The 21777-nt window shown below is 39.6% G+C and carries 15 protein-coding genes; 14 read left to right on the top strand and 1 reads right to left on the bottom strand.

Going from position 1 to position 21777, the window contains the following annotated elements; translation table 11 throughout:
* Positions 1-136: 136 nt before the first annotated feature.
* The 8 genes from HMPREF1865_RS00955 (at position 137) to HMPREF1865_RS00920 (ending at position 12266) form a co-directional block, all read left to right on the top strand.
* Positions 137-1219, top strand: coding sequence for an efflux RND transporter periplasmic adaptor subunit (locus HMPREF1865_RS00955; RefSeq protein WP_004696124.1), 1083 nt, complete (start codon positions 137-139; stop codon positions 1217-1219).
* Between the two features lie 12 nt (positions 1220-1231).
* Positions 1232-1954, top strand: a complete 723-nt coding sequence (locus tag HMPREF1865_RS00950) for an ABC transporter ATP-binding protein (RefSeq protein WP_060918892.1) — start codon at positions 1232-1234, stop codon at positions 1952-1954.
* The gene (locus HMPREF1865_RS00945; protein ID WP_060918891.1) at positions 1947-3158 is read left to right on the top strand and encodes an ABC transporter permease; all 1212 of its coding nucleotides are present in this window, start codon (positions 1947-1949) and stop codon (positions 3156-3158) included. The genes HMPREF1865_RS00950 and HMPREF1865_RS00945 overlap by 8 nt, the downstream gene beginning before the upstream one ends.
* A 226-nt stretch (positions 3159-3384) precedes the next feature.
* Positions 3385-3849, top strand: a complete 465-nt coding sequence (locus tag HMPREF1865_RS00940) for a PaaI family thioesterase (RefSeq protein ID WP_060918890.1) — start codon at positions 3385-3387, stop codon at positions 3847-3849.
* Positions 3850-3885: 36 nt separating this feature from the next.
* Entirely contained in the window at positions 3886-4908 is a 1023-nt protein-coding gene (pheS, locus tag HMPREF1865_RS00935) for a phenylalanine--tRNA ligase subunit alpha (RefSeq protein WP_012864477.1), read from the top strand.
* Positions 4909-4917: 9 nt separating this feature from the next.
* Positions 4918-7362 carry a phenylalanine--tRNA ligase subunit beta gene (pheT, locus tag HMPREF1865_RS00930; RefSeq protein WP_060918889.1) on the top strand — a complete coding sequence of 815 codons (2445 nt, stop codon included), beginning with the start codon at positions 4918-4920 and terminating at the stop codon, positions 7360-7362.
* 88 nt (positions 7363-7450) lie between these two features.
* Positions 7451-9874, top strand: coding sequence for a U32 family peptidase (locus tag HMPREF1865_RS00925; protein ID WP_060918888.1), 2424 nt, complete (start codon positions 7451-7453; stop codon positions 9872-9874).
* A gap of 13 nt (positions 9875-9887) precedes the next feature.
* On the top strand, positions 9888-12266 hold the full coding sequence (locus tag HMPREF1865_RS00920) for an endonuclease MutS2 (RefSeq protein WP_060918902.1): 2379 nt from the start codon (positions 9888-9890) through the stop codon (positions 12264-12266).
* Between the two features lie 153 nt (positions 12267-12419).
* Here the strand turns inward: HMPREF1865_RS00920 and HMPREF1865_RS00915 are convergent, their stop codons facing one another.
* Positions 12420-14510, bottom strand: coding sequence for a transglycosylase domain-containing protein (locus HMPREF1865_RS00915; protein WP_060918887.1), 2091 nt, complete (start codon positions 14508-14510; stop codon positions 12420-12422).
* Positions 14511-14667: 157 nt separating this feature from the next.
* Between HMPREF1865_RS00915 and tyrS the strand changes: the two genes are divergently transcribed.
* The 6 genes from tyrS to HMPREF1865_RS00885 all read left to right on the top strand — a co-directional run bounded on the left by tyrS (position 14668) and on the right by HMPREF1865_RS00885 (position 21757).
* A complete protein-coding gene (gene tyrS, locus HMPREF1865_RS00910) occupies positions 14668-15876 on the top strand; it encodes a tyrosine--tRNA ligase (protein ID WP_060918886.1) in 1209 nt (402 codons plus the stop codon).
* 234 nt (positions 15877-16110) lie between these two features.
* A complete protein-coding gene (locus HMPREF1865_RS00905) occupies positions 16111-16752 on the top strand; it encodes an NUDIX hydrolase (RefSeq protein WP_060918885.1) in 642 nt (213 codons plus the stop codon).
* Positions 16753-16829: 77 nt separating this feature from the next.
* Entirely contained in the window at positions 16830-19211 is a 2382-nt protein-coding gene (ppsA, locus tag HMPREF1865_RS00900; protein ID WP_060918884.1) for a phosphoenolpyruvate synthase, read from the top strand.
* A 98-nt stretch (positions 19212-19309) separates the two neighbouring features.
* Positions 19310-19939, top strand: coding sequence for a helix-turn-helix transcriptional regulator (locus tag HMPREF1865_RS00895; RefSeq protein WP_230949587.1), 630 nt, complete (start codon positions 19310-19312; stop codon positions 19937-19939).
* Between the two features lie 10 nt (positions 19940-19949).
* Positions 19950-20771: a pyruvate, water dikinase regulatory protein gene (locus HMPREF1865_RS00890; RefSeq protein ID WP_060918882.1), complete on the top strand. Its 822-nt coding sequence runs from the start codon at positions 19950-19952 to the stop codon at positions 20769-20771.
* Positions 20768-21757, top strand: a complete 990-nt coding sequence (locus tag HMPREF1865_RS00885) for a deoxyguanosinetriphosphate triphosphohydrolase (RefSeq protein ID WP_060918881.1) — start codon at positions 20768-20770, stop codon at positions 21755-21757. Before HMPREF1865_RS00890 ends, HMPREF1865_RS00885 begins: the two co-directional genes overlap by 4 nt.
* The last annotated feature ends 20 nt before the right edge of the window (positions 21758-21777 follow it).

Raw genomic sequence — 21777 nt, 5'->3', positions numbered from 1 at the left:
TATATCATAATTTATTCATTAATGAAATTATATTGCGTAAAAGCAATTGGTGCTGTATAATTTAAAAATACTATATGTGTTGATATAGAATAAATGTCTTTTTAATATATCTTCATCTTAAAAAAAGGAGATCATAATGAAAGAGTTCTTACAAAAGCATCGTAAACGTATAGTAACAGGTGCTGTTGTTCTTTGTGTTCTTGGTGGCGGCACATATTACTACATGGATAGTCTAAATGCAAATCAAGCACAAACGTTATATACTACTGGCAAGGTTGAAAAGGGTGATGTAAAAACTAGTATCAGTGCCACAGGTACTATTAACCCTGTAAATTATGTAGATGTTTCTACAAATGTTGCTGGTAAACTTGAAAAAGTTTTAGTTAAAGAGAATGATCAAGTTACGGCCGGTCAAGTTATCGCTTATATTGATACACGTCAATTACAAGCATCTGTTGATGATGCTCGTGCAGCGTTAGCCAAAGCAGAACTTGATATGAATCGTTATAAATCCTTGGCGGCTCAAGATGCTATTGCACAACAAACATATGATGATTCTGTAACATCTTATGAACGTGCTAAATCTACTTATGAACGTGCTGCCGCAGATTTAAGTGATGCTACTATTACAGCTCCAATGTCTGGGACTGTTGTTGGTACACCGCTAAAAGCCGGTCAAACTATTAGTACTGGTATTTCCACACAAATGATCATTGCTACCATTGCAGATTTAAAAAATTTAGAGATTTATCTTACTGTAGACGAAACCGATATTGGCAATATCAAACAAGGTGCTAAGGTAGAGTTTACTGTAGATTCTAAGCCAGGTGAAACTTTCACCGGTTACGTTTCTGAAATTGCAAAAGGTACAAAAGGTAATATGGGCACAACAAGTAGTAGCGTTGTGTACTATACTGTTAAGGTTCAAATTCCTGAAAATATTGCAGGTAATTTCTTACCAACTATGACGGCTCGTGCCACAATCTTTGGTGAAGATATTAAAAATACATTGGTAGTTCCTCTTACTGCTGTACGTACGGACAAACAAGGTGAGTATGTATATGTTATAAAAGATGGTCAACCAGTACGAACCGCTGTCTCTACAGGTGTAACTGGGGATACTAATGTTCAAATCTTAAAAGGTTTATCTGAAGGTGATGAAATTATTGTAAGCGGTGATGTAAATGCACCCAAAAATAATGTAGCTGGACCATTCTAAGGGTAGGTGCTTATGAACCAAACAGTAATTGACATACAAGGAATTACAAAAACCTATGTGAATGGCAAATTATCAGTACCTGTTCTACATGGCATTGATTTAGTTGTCAATAAGGGTGAATTTGTATCCATTATGGGGCCATCTGGATCTGGTAAATCAACCTTTATGAATATTCTCGGATGTTTGGACCGACCTACAACTGGTTCTTATCGACTCAACGGAGACGAGGTTGCTACCTTATCTGATGATGAACTTGCGTATGTACGTAACAAACAGATAGGTTTTGTATTTCAAAGCTTTAATTTGTTGACAAAATTGACAGCCCTAGAAAATGTAGCGCTTCCTATGATTTATGCAGGTGTAAATAAAAAGATGCGCATTGAACGGGCCACTCAATTATTACAGTCTGTCGGCTTGGGCGAGCGTATGGACCATTTGCCATCCGAGTTGTCTGGTGGGCAACGTCAACGCGTGGCGATTGCTCGTGCATTGGCAAATAATCCTGCTATTATCATGGCTGATGAACCGACAGGGAATCTTGACTCTAAATCAACCATAGATGTTATGAATATATTTAGGGGTCTTCATGATGAAGGCCGTACGATTCTTCTAGTTACACATGAACCGGATATTGCTACGTACGCGAGTCGTAATGTAGTCTTGAAAGATGGGATAATCGTAGAGGATTCGTTCAATTCTAATATGACTCCTATAAAGGAGGTGCCTAATGTATAAAGAAAGTTTTCTAATGGCATGGGCTTCCTTGGTTGCAAATAAATTACGATCCCTCTTGACCATGTTAGGTATCATTATTGGTGTAGCTGCAGTTATTGCATTGGTATCTATCGGTAATGGGGTGAAGCAAGATATTGAGGATTCTATTTCTAGCTTAGGCTCTAACTTGTTGGTAGTCCTGCCAGGGGCGCCGCGGACGCCAGGTGCTAGACCTTCGCAGGGGTCCATGAAATCGTTGAAAATATCTGACTATGAAGCTATTGCCAAGTTAGAAGGTGTAAAAGCCGCCAGTCCTATGACAAATGGCTCTTATGTGGTGATTTATCAAAATAAAAACTGGACTACATCTGTTGCGGGGGTTAATGCTAACTTTCAGGACGTAAATAATTGGACTATGACATCTGGTCGATTTTTCTCCGATAAAAATGTTCAGAACCGAGAACGTGTAGCGGTTGTGGGACAAACGGTAGTAAAAAATTTGTTTGGTGATGAAGATCCTGTAGGCAAGGAAATCCGTGTTAAAAATATTCCATTCCGTGTCATTGGTGTTCTCAAAAGTAAAGGGAACGGAACCATGGGTAATGACCAAGACGATACGGTGTTAATTCCATATACAACATCAATGGAGCGCGTAGAGGGCATTGACTATCTTCGCAGGGTGTATGTTGTGGCTAAGGATGATGAGGGCATCGATCGTTTGCAGGCAGATATAGAGAACTTGTTGCGTGTTCGTCATAATATTAAAGATACAAATTTGGATGATTTCAATATTCAAAATATGAAATCTATTATGGAAACAGTGGCTCAGACGACGGGAACATTTACGTTATTCCTAGGGGCTGTTGCTGCCATTTCTCTAGTTGTAGGTGGCATTGGTATTATGAACATCATGCTTGTATCTGTAACGGAACGGACTCGAGAAATTGGTGTGCGTAAAGCTTTGGGGGCTACGTATAGCGTAATTGTTACGCAATTCTTAATAGAAGCCGTTGTAATCAGTTTGATGGGGGGCTTTATTGGTATTGCTTTCGGTATAGGAGCCTCAAAAGTAATCGGAATGGTATCTGGAATGAGTACAATTGTATCTGTTCCAACAATCATAATGTCCTTTGCCTTTTCCATGGTTATTGGTTTGATTTTTGGTATATACCCAGCCCGTAAAGCGGCTAAGCTCAATCCAATCGATGCATTGCATTATGAATAGTTTTGAATTTATAAATGTGTTTTCTTAAGAACATACCATATAATTAGATAGAGTTATTCGCATATGGTGCGTTGCATGATACAATATGTATGATGTAACGCACCATTTTTATATGTTTGTATTGAATTTTGACATATAACTATAAAGATTTTCATACAGGTAATGTAATAGATTTAGTATTTAGATTAGTTAATCTATGGGGTATGTATATAGAATGGAGAACCTTATGGCTACAACATTGTTAGAATATTTCAACGAATTACGAGATCAGAATCCATTTTCTTGGGTAAAAGATTCTGAGATTACAGCTGTTGAATCAGGTCATGCGGAAATGACATTGCAAACTAATGAAACAGATTACTGTAATTTTAGAGGAGATTTGCATGGTGCTGTATGTATTGGCTTAGCAGATAGTGTGATGGGGACTGCTTGTTTTACATTGGGAAAATCTGTTAGCACCATTGATCTTAATGGTAACTATGTGAAAGCTGTTAAAGGCGGTACTGTATTGCGTGGGGTAGCCAATGTAGAGCACAATGGTAAGACAACCATGGTTGCGACAGCTCGTATTTATAATGAATTAGGTGAACTCGTTCATTTAGCACGGGGTACATTTTTTGTACTAGAAGAGAAGCCATTACCTGAATTACCATGGCGTTTTATTGAAGAAGATAACCCTGATTTGGTATAATATAGTTTAGACTTTTACAAATAGGAGGATGCTTGAATGGAACAAGAATTACAACGTATTAAGGCAGAAGCCCTTGATGCCATCAAAGGCGCTGCTGATCAACAAGCGTTGCAAGATATACGTGTTAAATATTTAGGTAAAAAAGGCGAGGTAACGGCTTTATTAAAAGGTCTTGGTAAATTATCTCCAGAAGAACGTCCGAAGGCTGGCGCCCTTGTTAATGCTGTTCGTGAAGCGTTAGAGGCTGAAATTGATACAGTTAAAGCTCGTATGGAAACTGCAGAGTTAAATGCTCGTTTAGAAAAAGAGCGCATCGATATTACATTGCCTGGCCGTGCACAAAAAGCTGGTCATATCCATCCATTAACAAAGGTTAATGAAATGATTGAAGACTTCTTCATGAAAATGGGGTATACCGTTGAAGAAGGTCCAGAAGTAGAGCAAGATTACTACAACTTTGAATGCTTAAACTTGCCTAAAGATCATCCTGCACGTGATATGCAAGATTCCTTCTATATTACAGAAAACTTCTTATTACGCACGCATACATCTCCAGTACAAGCTCGTACAATGCAACGTCATGAACCTAATAGCCCAATCCGTATGATTGCGCCTGGTAAGGTTTACCGTTGGGACTATGATGCGACTCATTCCCCTGTATTCCATCAAGTGGAAGGTCTCATCATCGATGAGCATATTACATTTGCTGACTTAAAAGGCACATTAGAGTCCTTCTTACGTCACATGTATGGTGATGACACAAAGGTACGTTTCCGTACAAGCTTCTTCCCATTCACAGAGCCATCTGCAGAGGTAGATATTTCTTGTGTAATGTGTGGTGGTGAAGGTTGCCGTGTATGTTCTCATACAGGCTGGCTTGAAATTTTGGGCTGCGGTATGGTTCATCCCGATGTATTGCGTATTAATGGGTACGATCCTGAAAAGGTTAAAGGCTTTGCCTTTGGCATGGGCGTAGAACGTATTGCTATGCTTTTATATGGCATTAACGATTTACGTCTATTCTTTGAAGATGATGTACGATTCTTGGAACAATTTTAGGAGGAACTCATGAAAGCAAGTTTACAGTGGATGAACGAATACGTGCCTGTGGATATGAATCGTCCTGCTCAAGAATTGGCCGATGAATTAACACAAGCTGGTATTCCTGTAGAAGATGTCATTGCTATGGATAATGGCATTAAGAAAATTTATACTGGTAAAATCGTGGAGATTACAAAACATCCAGATGCAGATAAATTACAAGTATGCCAAGTTGAATGCCTTACAGAAGAAGGCGAACCTGTTACAAAACAAATCGTAACGGCTGCTACTAATGTTGCAGTAGGTCAAATTGTGCCTGTAGCGTATCATAAATCTCGTTTAGCAGATGGTACAGAAATTAAAAAAGGTAAATTGCGTGGCGTTGTTTCTGAAGGCATGTTCTGTTCCGTTGCAGAATTTGGTATCTCTAGCGACTTAGTATTGCCAGAAGAAGCTCAAGGAATTTACATTTTCCCTGAAGGAACACCAATTGGTCTTGATGTAAAAGACGTTTTGGGTTTAAATGATACAGTATATGAATTTGAACTCACCGCTAACAGAGCTGATTGCTTCTCAATGGTTGGTTTGTCCCGTGAATTTGGGGTCATGACAAATCAAAAAGCTTTATTCCCTGTTATTATGGTTAACGAGAATGGCGAATCCATTGAAGGCAAAGCATCTGTATCTATCGAAGCTGATGACCTTTGTACGCGTTTTACAACTCGTGTAGTAACTGATGTTAAGGTTGAGCCATCCCCATTGTGGATGCAAAACCGTTTACGTAATAGCGGCATTCGTCCTATTAATAATGTAGTAGACGTAACAAATTATGTTATGTTAGAACTTGGTCAACCTATGCATGCCTATGATTATGATCATGTAAAAGGTCATAAATTAGTGGCGAGACGTGCTAAAAATGGTGAAGTGCTTGTTACACTTGATGGTTCTGAACGCGAATTGAATGACTCCATGCTTATCATTGCCGATGCAGAACGTCCAGTAGGAGTAGCAGGTATCATGGGTGGCTTTGATAGTGAAGTGACAAATGAAACGACTACCGTTTTGTTTGAGGCTGCCGTATTCAATGGTCCATCCATTCGCCGTACAGCTAAAGCTCTCGGCATGCGCTCTGAAGCATCTGGCCGTTTCGAACGTGGTGTAAATCATAAATACACTGCCTATGCTATCGACAGAGCAGCTCAATTATTACAACAAATCTGTCCTACTTGTAAAGTTGATGTAGGCGTTATCGATGTATATAAAAAACCTGTAGAACAACATACAGTTACTTTTACAGCAGCACAAATCAACGATTACTTGGGTACAAATATTGAAAAAGACGAAATGGTTCGTATTTTGACTGCCCTTGAGTTCGTTGTAACCGAAGAAGGAGACAAATTGGCTGCCCTCGTTCCAACATGGCGTGGCGATGTAACGGTGATGCCTGATATCGCTGAAGAAGTAGCTCGTATTTACAACTACGATAATATTGCGCCTACAATTCCGGTAGCCGTATTATCCTCTGGTGGTATGACACCTAAGAAAGCTCTTACTAAAGAGGTAACTCATGCATTGGCTAAATTGGGTATGACTCAAATCATTACATTTAGCTTCATGCATAAAGATGGTCTTTCCAATATGATGCTTCCTGAAGGGGATAGCCGTTATACAGCCATTCCAATCTTGAACCCTATTTCCGAAGAATTCCCTTATATGCGTACTACATTGGTGCCGGCTGTTATCGAAGCAGCAAAACGCAATATTGCACAACAAAATAAGGATCTTTGGTTATTTGAAACGGCTAATGTGTATGAACCAAAAGATTTACCTTTAACAGAAGTACCTCATGAACGCCCTATGGCTTGTGGTATACTGATGGGCAAGGCAAACCAAGCTGGTTGGAATCAAGCAGAACGCATTACAGATTTCTATGATGTAAAAGGTATTGTAGATGCGTTGTTAGCTGAAGTAGGCGTTACAAGCTATGAAATTAATCGTGGCACTGAGCCATACTTTCACCCAGGTGTGAGTGCTCAATACGTAGTTGATGGTAAAATGATTGCTCAATATGGTGAATTACATCCACAAGTGAGCAAAAACTTTGACTTACCTGGCAAAGTATATATGTTTGAAATCGATTTGGAAGCCGTATTATCCTTAACGATTCCACCGTTCCGTTATACATCCTTCAGTAAATTCCCAGGCACTAGCCGTGACCTTGCTATCGTTGCACCTGTGTCCGTATCTAGTGGTGAAATTTTATCTATCATTAAAGAACATGGTGGAGAATATTTAGAAAGTGCATCTATCTTTGATGTTTATGAAGGTGAACATATCGAAGCTGGTTACCGCAGTCTCGCATACAACTTACAATTCCGCTCTATGGAAGGTACGTTGAATGATGAGGATATTGACGGTAATATTCAAGCTATTATTGATGTATTAGCAGAAATTAACTGCAGATTACGTTAATTTTAAGCAGTATATTGAAAGGGTTTACCGTATGGTAAACCCTTTTAGTACTATAGTTATGCCTTTAGTTAGGTAGAAAGGACTGTCCATGGAATTATTGGCTCCTGCCGGTACGATGGAAAACTTTATAGCCGCTTTAGAATCCGGGGCTGATGCTATTTATCTTGGTGGCAAAGGTTTTAATGCCCGAGCTCATGCAGCAAACTTTGGAATTGAGGAATTAACCGAGGCTATTCGCTTGGCCCATATTCTAGATGTGTCTGTGTATGTAACGGTAAATATCCTCATAGGTGACTCCGAATTATCTGCTCTTGAGGCATATTTAAAGGACTTAGAGCGCATCGGCGTGGATGCTATTATCGTTCAAGATTTAGCAGTGGCTAAATTGGCGCAGCGAGTGGCTCCTAAATTACACTTACATGGCAGTACACAAATGACTGCGGCTACGCTCGATGCGGTTCGTTTTTATGAAAGTCTTGGTTTTACACGTGTCGTTTTAGCTCGTGAATTGAGCCTCGCTGAAATTGAACATATTTGCAAGAACTGTACAGCTGAAATCGAAGTCTTTGTACACGGTGCGTTGTGCGTATGTTATTCTGGTCAATGCTTAATGAGTTCTTTCATCGGTGGTCGCAGTGGTAACCGTGGTGCTTGTGCACAGCCTTGTCGGTTGCCTTATGAGCTATTGGATTCTTCAGGTACTAGCTTGTTGCCAAAACACGAAGCCTATCTATTAAGTCCAAAGGATCTTAACTATAGTGAATATATGAATGAACTTGTGGCGGCCGGTGTTACGTCCTTTAAGGTAGAAGGGCGTATGAAAAAGGTTTCCTACGTGCGTCAAGTTATTGGAACCTATCGTCATATTTTAGATACGGCTCATATAGATTCTACTGATGCCGATGCATTAGCTTCTGGATTTAATCGTGGATTTTCTACGGATTATTTAACAGACCATGTAGGAAAATCAATGATGACCGTGGTGGCCCCAAATAATCAAGGGAAATTGATTGGCAAAGCAGAGGTCAAAAAGGGTCAAGTTCATTTATTCCTAACAGAACCAATTGAAAAAGGATCACTCTTAAAGGTCATGCAACGTTCTGGTAGTATTACGTACTATCAAATCGATCAGAACTGGTCTCTAGTGGATGAAAAGCATATTGTAGGTAAACCGGATGAAGGCTTTGCTGCGGGGCAAGTATTCCTTGCATCAGGCCCTAAAGCTCAAAAGCAACGGGGACTACAAGACTTTACCGCTAAATTAGAGGTACATGGTTATCTATCTATTAATACTGAACGAGAAATACCTTATACAGAACTAACCTTTGTATTGAATGATGGTCGTACTGTGACTATATCTAACGAGTTTGAACCTGTTTATGCTAACAATAAACCGACTACATTAGAGAAGGTTAGAGATCAAGTAGGTAGATTAGGGAATACATTATTTACACTAGGCTCTATGTCTATTCCTGATAGACCGTACATGTGGCCCGCTAGTGTTTTAAATACATTGCGTCGCGATGCTGTAGAGGCACTAGAAAACTTGTTGATTACAGACCATGAAGCAGCTTGGGCAGAACATGCTGTAGAACCCAAAAATATGTCATCGTTAGTAGCTAAAAGTAAGGTTCAATACACAGAGCTTATGGTGAGTGCTCGCGTTGATGAACTCGATGGTGTAAAAGCAGCAATCGAAGGGGGCGCTAAGAAGATTATCTTCGGTGGTGACCGTTTGCAACGTAAGCCTTATGAAATTAGCATCTACGAGCAGGTAGCCAAACTTTGTAAAGATCATAATGTACTCTGTGTATTTGCTACGCCTCGCGTCGTTAAAGATGATGAGGTAGACGCGTACATGAATACGCTTAAGGCCATAGTTGAGTCTAAACCAGATAGCATTTCTATTCATGTACCACAAGCATTACTGTGGCTTCGCGATTTAGGGTATACAGGTGCTATTGAAGCTGATACAGGTCTCAACATATTTAATAGTTCTGCATTACAAGTATGGGATGACTTCAATTTGAGTAGCATAGCACCATCCTTAGAGTTGACCTTGGCGCAACTAGTAAATTTACAAAAATCTACTCATTTGCCATTAGAGGTAATGGTACACGGTTATACAGAAATGATGATTTCTGAGTATTGTGCCATCGCTAGCTTTGTTGGTACTGGTAAAAAGGAAAATTGTCCTATGCCGTGCGTAATAGAAGATTACGCATTAAAGGACCGCAAAGGGGAAGTGTTCCCACTTCGTACTGATCCATATTGCCGTATGCACATTATGAACAGCCATGAAATGGATATGCGTGCTTACGTGCCCGAGTTACATCGTAAAGGTCTACATATCTTGCGCATCGATGGGCGTCATATGGATCCACATCGATTGCGTAACATTGTAGCAGATTATGTATCCATTCAAAATGGAACAAAAGAGGCTCCGCCTAAGAGTATAGGTAAAGATGATACACCTATTACAAGGGGCCACTATTTTAGAGGTATTTTATAAAAGAGGTAGTACATTGTTTAACGAAGATGTATTAGACTTTCACTATATAAAAGAACAATTACAACAACATTGTAGTTCTATCATTGCTAAAGAATTAGCGATGCACATTGAACCGATGACAGATGCCAAGGCCATTCAAGAAAACCTTGATGAGACGGCAGAGGCAATGCGGTCGTTACAAACAGAGGTAGAACAGCCGTTAGGCGGTACACGCGATATTCGTGAATCTTGCAAGAAGAGTCGCAAAGACTTTGTTCTTACACGTGAAGCCTTGTGGGACATTTATTTGACCATTGGTGCTTATAAGCGCATGACAAAGTTCTTTAGAACAAAATATATGGATTATCCATTGCTATCCCTATGGGTACAGGATATGCCAAATACAGATCGCATTGAAAACCGTTTTAAACGCGTCTTTGATGAAAAGGGGGAATTGCTTGATACAGCGTCTCCTAAATTGGCGAGCCTTAGAAATACGATTATCAAAACTCGTGAGAAGATTAAAAATGATATTCAAGCTATTTTGCACGACAAGGATAATCAAAAGTATTTCCAAGAAGCGATTATTACACAGCGTAACAATCGTTATGTAATCCCTGTAAAACAGGAGTATCGCCAATACTTTGATGGTCTCATTCACGACCGTTCTGCAACGGGTCAAACCTTATATATTGAACCGATGCGCTTGGTGAATCTAAATAATGAATTACAAGAGGCATTAATTGGTGAAGAGCAAGAGGTATTGCGTATTTACCGCGAATTATCGGCCCTTGTCAAACAACATAGCAATGATTTGATGGATGCTTGTGAAAAGGTATCCCATATCGAATTTGTATATGGTAAGGCAAGTCTTGCTATTTCTTACAAGGGGGTACCGGCAATCTTAAGTACTGACAGAACAGTTAATCTCATGAGAGCTCGTCACCCATTAATTCCACCAAATATGGTAGTGCCTACAAATATTCAATTAGGTACATCGTACCGTATTTTACTAATTACTGGTTCTAACACAGGTGGTAAAACAGTTTCCCTTAAAACATTGGGCCTGTTGAGCTTGATGAATCAATGTGGCCTATTTATCCCTGCTGATCACGGTTCTATGTTACCAGTATTCCATAATATCTTTGCCGATATTGGAGACGAGCAAAGTATTGAGGCCAGCCTTAGTACGTTCTCTGCTCATATGACACAAGTTATTTCCATCATCAAACATTGTGGTCCTAACGACTTGGTTTTACTGGATGAACTTGGGTCTGGTACTGATCCAGAAGAAGGTAGCGCATTAGCTGTATCTATTCTTGAGTTCTTCCGTAAAAAAGGTGCCCTTATGATGGTAAGTACCCATTATAATGAGCTTAAAAATTATGCTTACCATACGAAAGGTATTGAAAATGGTCACGTAGAGTTTGATGAGCGCACCTTAAAACCTACATATCGGCTCCATATCGGCGTAGCCGGCAGTAGCCATGCGTTAAGCATTGCTGCACGTTTAGGCTTACCAAAGGACATTGTAGAACGCGCAACAGAGTATAAATCTCAATTTGGTAGTCATGAAATGGAAGAAGTTCTTTCCGACTTAAACGAACAACTCCGTAAAGCCTCTGAACGTGAAAGAGCGTTAAAGAAAGAACTTGATGAAACACGTCGTATGCGTGGCCAATTAGAGAAGGAAAAGAAACAGTTTAATGAAAAACGTAAACAAATCTTAGCCAAAGCTCAGGCCGATGCAGAATCCATGAAACGTAGTTTACGCGTTGAAGGGGAAGCGATTATCAAACAATTGAAAGCGCAATTCTCTGAAACAAATAAGGATAGGCGTCAATCGGCTATTAATGCAGCACGTAAGGGGATTTCTAGTGTTCATGTACCAGAAGCTCCAGTGGATGATGATCGTAAGTCGTTAACCGCAGATGCTATTAAGGTTGGCCAGGCTGTTTATGTTACGTCCTTGCGTTCGTTGGGTACTGTGTTATCTATCAATGGTAACCGTGTAAATGTCGATATTAATGGACTAACAGCTACCGTTAAGGTTAGCGAATTACAATCAACTACACGTGAAGAAGGCAATAAACTAGCTCGTGAACAAAAAGTAGCCATGCCTAAAACAAGAAAACGTATGGGTGGCTCCGCCGTACAACGTCAAAAAGAGGTTCGTACTGAAATCAATATTCTTGGCCAAACAGTAGATGAAGCGACCGTTACTGTAGGTAGATTTATTGACCAAGCTTTGCTTGGTGGTGTTAATCAAGTGCGTATTATTCATGGTAAAGGTACAGGTGCATTACGTGAAGGCGTTCACCAATATTTACGTACCTTGCCTCATGTAGCGCACTTTGAAACAGCCGGTTATGATGAAGGTGGTGCAGGGGCTACGAATGTAGTTCTTAAATAAAAATATAATTTTCAAAATATTGTATATGGAAATAAAAAGGTAGTAAGCTCCTAGGGCTTGCTACCTTTTTGTATAGATAATATTTGGATAGTAAATATGTATAAAAGAAAGGGCGGAACACTGAGTTCCGCCCTTTTAGAAACTACTGTTGAATTAGCGTTCCTTTTTAGACTTTTTATTTTTCGATGAATTTGATTTTTGTTCTGTAACCTCTTCTTTTTGAGGCTTGTCATTACTTTTTATTTTTTCATCTGTTGTTTTGCCTGTATCGTCTTTCTTATCTGCTTTTTCGTCCTTTTTATCTTCTTTTTTAGGTTGTGCCTTTGCAGGATTGACGTAACCTTCAGAGATTGCTGATTGTGCGCTAGCTGGGACAGGGAAGTCAGATGCTGGAGTATTGGCAAGAGCATTGGCCATGAATTGACCCCACATAACAGCAGGTGTACTACCACCTGTAATACCGTGTAATGTTTCGGTGCCGTAGTCATCACCAATCCAAACAGCAGCTACTAAATCTGGAGTGTAACCTATGAACCAAGCATCTTTGGAATCATCAGTAGTACCTGTTTTACCTGCTGCAGGACGACCGATGGCTGCATTACCGCCAGTACCGCCATTTATAACAGATTCTAGCATATTAGTCATGATGGCCGCATCTTTTTCATCAATAACGCGTTTTTCTTGGATAGAGTTTTCTTCTACAACTTGGCCATTGCGATCTACAATTTTAAGGATGGCTGTAGGTTGAACCTTGATACCGCCATTAGCAAGTACACCGTAAGCCTGTACCATATCAAGAGGTGTAACACCATGAGTTAAACCGCCAAGTGCTGTCGATAAGTTGTAATCTTGATCAGTTAGAGTAGAGATACCCATTTCTTTAGCAAGATTAATAACTTTAGTCATACCTACTTCATCGGCAACTTTTACAGCTGCTACGTTGCGAGAATGTTGTAATGCGTAGCGGTATGTAATATTACCTTCGTAGTCGTTTTCATAGTTTTTAGGACTCCAATTACCGAAAGTAACAGGACTGTCCTCAACTATAGAACCAGGAGTTTTACCTGATTGAATAGCTGCTAAGTAAACGAAAGGTTTCATAGTGGAACCAGGTTGACGTTCTGCTTGTGTAGCGCGGTTGAAAGCGTCGTCACCGCGACCACCGACCATGGCTACAATGTAACCATTGTGAGGGTTCATAGCTACTATAGCACCTTGTGGTTGAGATAATCCATTTTTATCAGTGTAGTAATTAGGCAAGTTTTGCATTGCTGCAACTGCAGCATTTTGTGCATCCATATCGAGAGTAGTATAGATTTTTAATCCATCTTTATAGATGGCATCATCGCCGTACTTTTCAGAAATTTGAGAAATAACATAGTTAATGAAGTAAGATGCATTAGATTTCTCATGAGCTTGTTCTTGTTTAGCTATCAAACCTAAATCTGCTTGGCGAGCTTCGTCAGCTTGCTCTTGTGTAATATAACCATATTTTACCATTTGGCCCAATACGACGGCTTGACGTTTTTTACTAGCCTCCAAATCATTAAATGGGGAGTAATAGTTAGGGCTTTGTGGTAAACCAGCAATGAGAGCCGCTTGTGCAAGTGTTAACTCACTAGCATCCTTACCAAAATATACATGAGATGCAGATTGTACACCGTAAGCACCTTGACCAAAGTAGATTTGGTTCATATACATTTCAAGGATTTCATCCTTGGTGTAATGTTGTTCAATTTTAAGGGCTAATAAAGCTTCGGAAATTTTACGTTTTAATGTTCTATCTTGAGATAAGAATGCATTACGAGCTAACTGTTGAGTAATTGTGGAACCACCTTCAGATACGCCGCTATGTACAATGTTTACCCATACGGCACGTAAAATACCAATTGGGTCAATACCATGATGCGTATAGAACCGAGAATCTTCTGTAGCTACAAAGGCATTCTGTAAATCTTTTGGTACATCCTTTAGAGGTACTGGTAATCTATTTTCTGTGGAGTGAACCGTAGTAATGAGATTGCCATGCACGTCATAAATCTGAGACGATGCAGAAGGGCGTACATTGGATACATCCGGTAGATTTGATAATGTGGCACTTATGAAACCACAGCCACCACCGGCTACGATGAGTATAAAGAGAAGTGTACAAATCCAAAATAGACGCTTAGGATTTGTTTTCTTCGGTGTAGAACCATTACCATTTGAGCGGCGATTGGCTCTCGTATTTGAGTTACTACTCATAGAGTCACCTCTTTTTTCTTTTAGTAAATATAACGTAAATTCTATTACGCAGTTATAAATATTATATCATAAATGGTTTAAATCCAATACTATATATAATTGTGAAAGTTTTTAGATAATGGTATACTTAAACAATAGTATTTCTAGGAGGATTATCATGATTAGTGCTCAAGAACAAGTGCGCCAAATTAAACATGGTGTAGCGGATTTAATTAACGAACAAGATCTTGTAAAAAAAATAGAGAAATCCATTAAGGAAAATAAACCACTAGTTGTAAAACTAGGTTTGGATCCAACGGCTCCAGATATTCATTTGGGACATACTGTTCCTCTTCGTAAGCTGCGTTTATTCCAAGAATTTGGTCATCAAGTAGTGATCGTCATCGGTGGCTTCACTGCTCGTATTGGTGATCCTACTGGTAAAAGTGTTACTCGTCCACCATTAACAAAAGAAGAAGTATTGAAAAATGCTGAAACTTATAAGACACAAATCTTCAAGGTATTAGACCCAGAAAAAACAATCGTTCGTGACAATAGTGAATGGTTAGAATCTATGAACTTTGCTGACGTACTTCGTTTGGCTAGCTCCTATACAGTTGCACGTATGATGGAACGCGATGATTTCAGCAAACGCTTTAAAGAAGGTCGTCCTATTGGCGTGCATGAGTTCATGTACCCATTGATGCAAGGTCACGATTCTGTTGCATTACATGCAGACGTTGAATTTGGTGGCACAGACCAAACTTTCAACCTGTTGATGGGGCGTCATTTACAAGAGTTAGAAGGTCAAGAGCCACAAGTTGTTATTACAATGCCATTGCTTGAAGGACTTGACGGCATTCAAAAAATGAGTAAATCTTTGGGCAATTATATCGGTATTGATGAAGAACCTAAAGAAATGTATGGTAAAGCGATGTCCATTCCTGATGAATTGATGATGCGTTATTTCATGCTCGTTACAGATATGTCTATCGAAGAGCAAGAGGACATGGCAAAACGTCTAGAATCCGGAGAGTTACATCCACGTGATGCTAAAATGCAATTGGCTCGTACCATCGTTCGCTTGTACCATGGTGAAGAAGCTGCTCTCGAAGCGGAAGAAGAGTTTAAACGGGTGTTCCAACAACGCGCCATGCCTACAGATATTCCTGAGTACGTTATGGTTGCACCAACAGAACCAATCTTTGTCCCACAATTCTGTACAGATGCTGGTTTAACTGCGTCCAATGGTGAAGCACGTCGATCCATTAAAGCAGGTGCTTTCAAAGTAAATGGTGAAAAATATACGGAAGAAAACCTTAAGCTAGAAGATTGCATGATCGTTCAAGTTGGGAAACGTAAATTTGTAAAAATTAAATTTAACTAATAAAAAACTGTGATGAGGTTTAGATTTCTCATCACAGTTTTTTCTGTCTATTTTGTTTATAAGATTATCTATCTACTGAATCTGTTGTTTGTGAAGCAAGAAATTGACTTACAAGTTAATGTATAATGAATATACAAAGACAATATAAATATAAAAATAAAATACAAATTTGATACATAAAAGATTTTTACAAATATTGTATAAAATAGATTATAACTTGTGTGAGGACCATTTATGGACAAGAAATTAAGTAACCTTTTATCACAACGAGAACATACTGTTCTTACAGATATTGATGTTATTACGGCGGCAGTAGCCGTGCCTCTATTAGAAATCGATGGAGAAGATCATGTGGTGTTTACCGTGCGTAGTAATACATTGCGACGTCAACCCGGTGAAATCAGTTTCCCTGGTGGGCACTGTGAACCTAATGATAAAAGTGGTGCTCATGCAGCCATGCGTGAATGCTCTGAGGAACTTGGTATAGACTTAGATCAAATTGAACTGCTAGGAAATTTAGACTGTTTAGTATCTGCTATTGGTGTAAAACTATATGCGGTCGTCGTGCGCCTACATACAAGTGATTTAAAACCAAATTCCGATGAAGTAGGTGAGGTATTTACAGTTCCCTTACAATATCTATTAGATATGGAACCGACCGTAGGTCACCTAGACATTGGAACTAAGCCGTTAAAAGATTTTCCATTTCATCTATTAGAAGGATATAATATCGACTGGAAAATTAGACAAAACTATTCCGTCTATTTCTATCCCTATAAACAATACACTATATGGGGACTAACAGGACGAGTGTTGAAGAATTTTTTAGATATATATAAGGAAGTTCATTTACATAATAATGCATATAAAAATTGACAGATTACAAATTAAGGTATACTATTTATGTGTAAAAGGTTTAATGTGTTGCACTAATTAATCTAGGAGGTTCTCACATGAATCGCGAAACAGCATACGTACTTTGGTTTGATGAATTACAACGTGAAGATGTTAATTTAGTAGGTGGCAAATCTTCTTCTTTAGGGGAATTGACATCCTCCACTAATGTACCTGTACCTTATGGCTTTGCAACAACTGCCCATGGTTATCGTGAGTTTATGAAAGCTACAGGTTTGGAAGATAAAATCCGGGCTGAGCTTGATACTTTAGATGATGTAGAAAATTCTGCATTATTGCGCGAAGTGTGTGCTAAGATTCGTCGCATGATTTGTCAGGAAGAAATGCCAAAAGACTTGGCAGATGCTATCCATCATGCTTATGAAGAACTTGGTAAAAAAGTGAACGAAGAAAATCCGTTTGTAGCTGTTCGTTCTAGTGCAACGGCAGAAGACTTGCCAGATGCAAGCTTCGCAGGCCAACAAGATACATATTTAAATGTACGCGGTGCTGACGTAATTATCGAAAAAGTAAAAGAATGCTACGCATCTACATTCACAGATCGTGCAACATATTATCGTGTAAAACAAGGCTTCGATCATATGACAGTAGCATTGAGTGCTGCAGTTCAAATGATGGTATTCTCTAAAGCAGCTGGCGTAATGTTTACTGTTGATCTTGTAACAGGTGATGATAACAATATTCTTATTGAAGGCTCTTGGGGTCTTGGTGAATATGTTGTACAAGGTACGGTTACACCAGATAATTTCCGTGTGGATAAAGAAAAGATGGAAATTACGGACCGTATGATTAACGATAAACATGTCCGCCTTGTTCGTAAAGCCGATGGTGACTGTGTTGAAGAAGTGGTTCCAGCTGACGAAGCAAAACAACAAGTTATTACAGATGCTCAAGTTTTGGAGCTTGCAGAATATGCAAAAGCAATTGAAAAGCATTATGGTTGCTACATGGATATGGAATGGGGCGTAGATGAACGCAATGACAAGATTTGGATCTTGCAAGCTCGTCCAGAAACAGTTTGGTCCCGCAAAGAAAAATCAGAAACGTCCGAAAAAGCTAGCACATTAGATGCAGGTAATCGCGATATTATTGTAAAAGGTTTGCCAGCATCCCCTGGTAATGCAGCAGGTAAAGCTCACGTTATCATCAATCCCGAGGATATTGATGAGTTCAAAGAAGGCGAAATCCTTGTTACAGCTATGACAGCTCCTGATTGGGTGCCAGCCATGAAAAAGGCAAAAGCAATTGTTACTGACGCTGGTGGTATGACTTGTCATGCGTCTATCGTTAGCCGTGAGCTTGGCATTCCTTGTATCGTAGGTACTAAGAGCCGTAGTCATGAAGCGACTACATCTATTAAAGATGGTCAAATGATTACCGTTGATGCTACAAATGGTATCGTATATGATGGCGTATTAGAAGATATCGTTAAAAAGCCTGAAGCTCAAGTTTCTACAGGGGCAGCAGCTGAATATGTACCTGTAACAGGCACTAAGATTTATATGAACTTAGGTGATCCTGATTTGGCCCAAAAATATGGTGTACTACCATGTGATGGCATCGGTCTCATGCGTGAAGAGTTCATTTGGACAACCTTTATTCATGAACATCCATTGCACCTTATCGAAACAGGGCGCAGTGACTTCGCTGTAAATACATTGGCGGAAGGTATGCGTAAAGTATGCCAAGCATTAGCCCCTCGCCAAGTAGTAGTTCGTTTGAGCGACTTCAAATCTAGTGAATACCGTGACCTTAAAGGTGGCGATAAATATGAACCACATGAATCTAGTGCATTACTTGGCTGGCGTGGCGCATCTCGCTACTATGATCCTAAGTACACACCTGCTTTCAAATTAGAATTAGAAGCAATCAAAAAAGTACGTAACGAATTTGGTTTCAAAAATCTACAAGTTATGATTCCATTCTGCCGTACTGTGGAAGAAGCTGAATTAGTAACTAACTTAATGGCTCAAGAAGGTCTTGCACGCAGCAAAGACTTTAAAGTATGGCTCATGGCTGAGATTCCATCCAATATCATCTTAGCTGATCAATTTAATAAATACGTAGATGGTTATTCTATCGGTTCTAACGATTTGACTATGCTTGTACTCGGTTGTGACCGCGATAACGAAACAGTTCAACATATCTATGATGAACGTAATTTAGCGGTTCGCAGAGCAATTCGTCACCTCATTGAGGTGGCCCATAAAGATGGTAAGACTGTATCTATCTGTGGCCAAGCGCCAAGCGTATACCCTGAACTTTGCGAATTCCTTGTGAAGAGCGGTATCGACTCCATTTCTGTTAACCCAGATGCAGTAGTTAATACTAAGAAAATGGTGGCTCAAATCGAACAACGAATTATGCTTGATGCTATGACTGGTCGTGGTCGTCAAGAATCTGACGAACTAATTTGGTAATAATATAGTTATAGTGAAAGAGGAGGCCTGTGGGTCTCCTCTTTTTCTGAATGGTAACTTAGGATATAATACAAACAGAGATGAAAGGGGGTTACCGTGTGAAACTGTCGAAACGACAAGAACAAATTGCTCAAATCGTTCGCGAAGAAGGTCCTGTAACAGGTAGTGCCATTGCTGAACATTTAGAGGTCACAAGATCTGCGTTGCGCTCAGATTTATCTGTATTGACCATGTTAGGTGTGTTAGATGCACGTCCAAATGTAGGCTATTACTATGTAGGACTTTCAAAGGAAACACAAACGGCTGAGCGATTAAAGTCATTTCTGGTAAGTGATGTATTATCTCAAGCAGTTGTGGTCAATGGGGATACGAGTTTGTATGATACAATTGTCACATTATTTACAGAGGATGTAGGTACCATATTAGTGTGTGATGGTTCATACCTAGTAGGTGTGGTATCTCGAAAAGATTTACTACGCGCCTCTATGGGACAAACAGATTCGCATACCATGCCTATATCTATGATTATGACCCCTGTAAGCAAGGTTATAGCGGTGGAGCCTACCGATACTTTGGTAGAGGCTGCACAGAAAATGATAGATTATGAAGTAGATTGTTTACCTGTCGTCGCTCGTGAGGATATAGGTAACAAGAAACGTTTAAAGGTTGTGGGCCGTGTATCAAAAACGACGGTAGCAAAAGTATTTTTAGAATGTAGCATACACTGAGGTTGATAGAATGGCAGAAAAAATTATTTATGCAATATCGGATTCTCTGGGGGAAACTGCTGAGGCTGTAGCGAGAGCTACGGCGAGTCAATATGATAAGGAGCAAATTGAAATTGTCCGTGTTCCCTATATTGATAGTGAAAGCCAAATTGATGAGGTTATAGACGACGCAAAACGTGGGAATCATGTTATTTGTCATACCATTGTGTCTGCGTCTTTACGTAAGTATTTGCATGAGAAGGTGGCTGAATATAATATTCCGGCTGTGGATATCATGGGCCCTGTTCTCGATGCAGTTGGTACTATCGCGACTACTAAACCTCGCATGACAGCAGGTATGGTTCATAAGCTCGACCAAGAGTATTTTAAAAAAGTTGAAGCTATTGAGTTTGCCGTGAAATATGACGATGGTAAAAATCCATCTGGTTTTGAAAAGGCCGATATAGTTATTATTGGTATATCTAGAACTAGTAAGACACCATTGTCCATGTTCTTGGCGTACAAAAAGATTAAAGCCGCAAATTTGCCACTAGTTCCAGAGGTACCGTTGCCAGAGGAATTGTTCAAGATTCCGGCAAAAAAAATCGTGGGTCTTATTATAGATCCATACAAATTAAATAATATTCGTAGTGAACGTTTACGCGCTATCGGTCTTGAAGACGAAGCAAATTATGCATCTATTGAGCGTATTCAATCTGAATTGGATTATGCAAAGGCTATTATGCGTCGTTTGCACTGCCAAGTGTTAGATGTTTCTAATAAATCCATTGAAGAAACAGCTTCCCTTGTCATGCAATTGATTGATAAAAATCGCGCGTCGGAGGGTAAATGAATATACGTGAACAAATAGAGGAGAGGGAGGCTTTGCTTCTGTCTCCCTATGCAGCTAAAAGCCGCGATGCAACCCGTGATATAGAAGAAAAGCCTGATCCACTTAGAACCGCGTTTCAACGCGATCGGGATCGCATCATTCATAGTAAATGTTTTAGACGGTTAAAGCATAAGACACAGGTATATATTGCGCCAGGTGACCATTATCGGACACGCATGACTCATACCCTTGAGGTAGGTCAAATCGGTCGTACTGTGGCTCGTGCATTACGTTTAAATGAAGACCTTGTGGAAGCTATTGCCATGGGTCATGATGTGGGGCATACACCATTTGGTCATGTAGGTGAATATGCATTGCGAGATATGGTAGGGCACTTTAATCATAATGAGCAAAGTTTGCGCATGGTTGAGGTATTAGAAAGACATGGTGATCATCAAGGTCTCAATTTAACCACCGTTGTTCGAGATGGCATCGTAGGTCATACAGGGGCTACAATTCCTGTGACTTTAGAGGGTCAAATTATTCGTATTGTAGACCGTATTGCGTATTTGTGCCATGATTTTGATGATGCACAGCGAGCAGGTATGTTGACGGCAGAGGCGTTGCCTTTTGAAGTGCGCGAACATTTTGGTATGACTCCATCCAGTATGATTACTGCAATGGTAGAGGATATGGTACGTGAATCCTTGGATAAGCCAGCTATATCTATGTCTGCTGATGTGGAAATGACGATGAATGTATTCCGTCAATTTATGTTTAAACATGTATATTTGGCACCAGCTTTAATTCCGGATCGCAAAAAGGCATCCCATGTGGTGAAAAATCTATTTACTCACTTCATGGAACACCCTGATGATATGGAAGGCTGTGAAACAGGTAAAGCGTTTTACTCTACACGTGATGTAGTTGATTATGTAGCAGGCTTAACAGATCAATATGCTATTAAGTTATTTAAGCAATATTATATTCCAAATATTACATTATAAATAACAAAAAAAGCAGTTAG

The sequence above is a fragment of the Veillonella parvula genome (assembly GCF_001553335.1).
In the GTDB taxonomy this organism is placed as follows: Bacteria; Bacillota; Negativicutes; order Veillonellales; family Veillonellaceae; genus Veillonella; species Veillonella parvula_S.
This window is presented reverse-complemented; position numbering and strand designations above follow the sequence as displayed.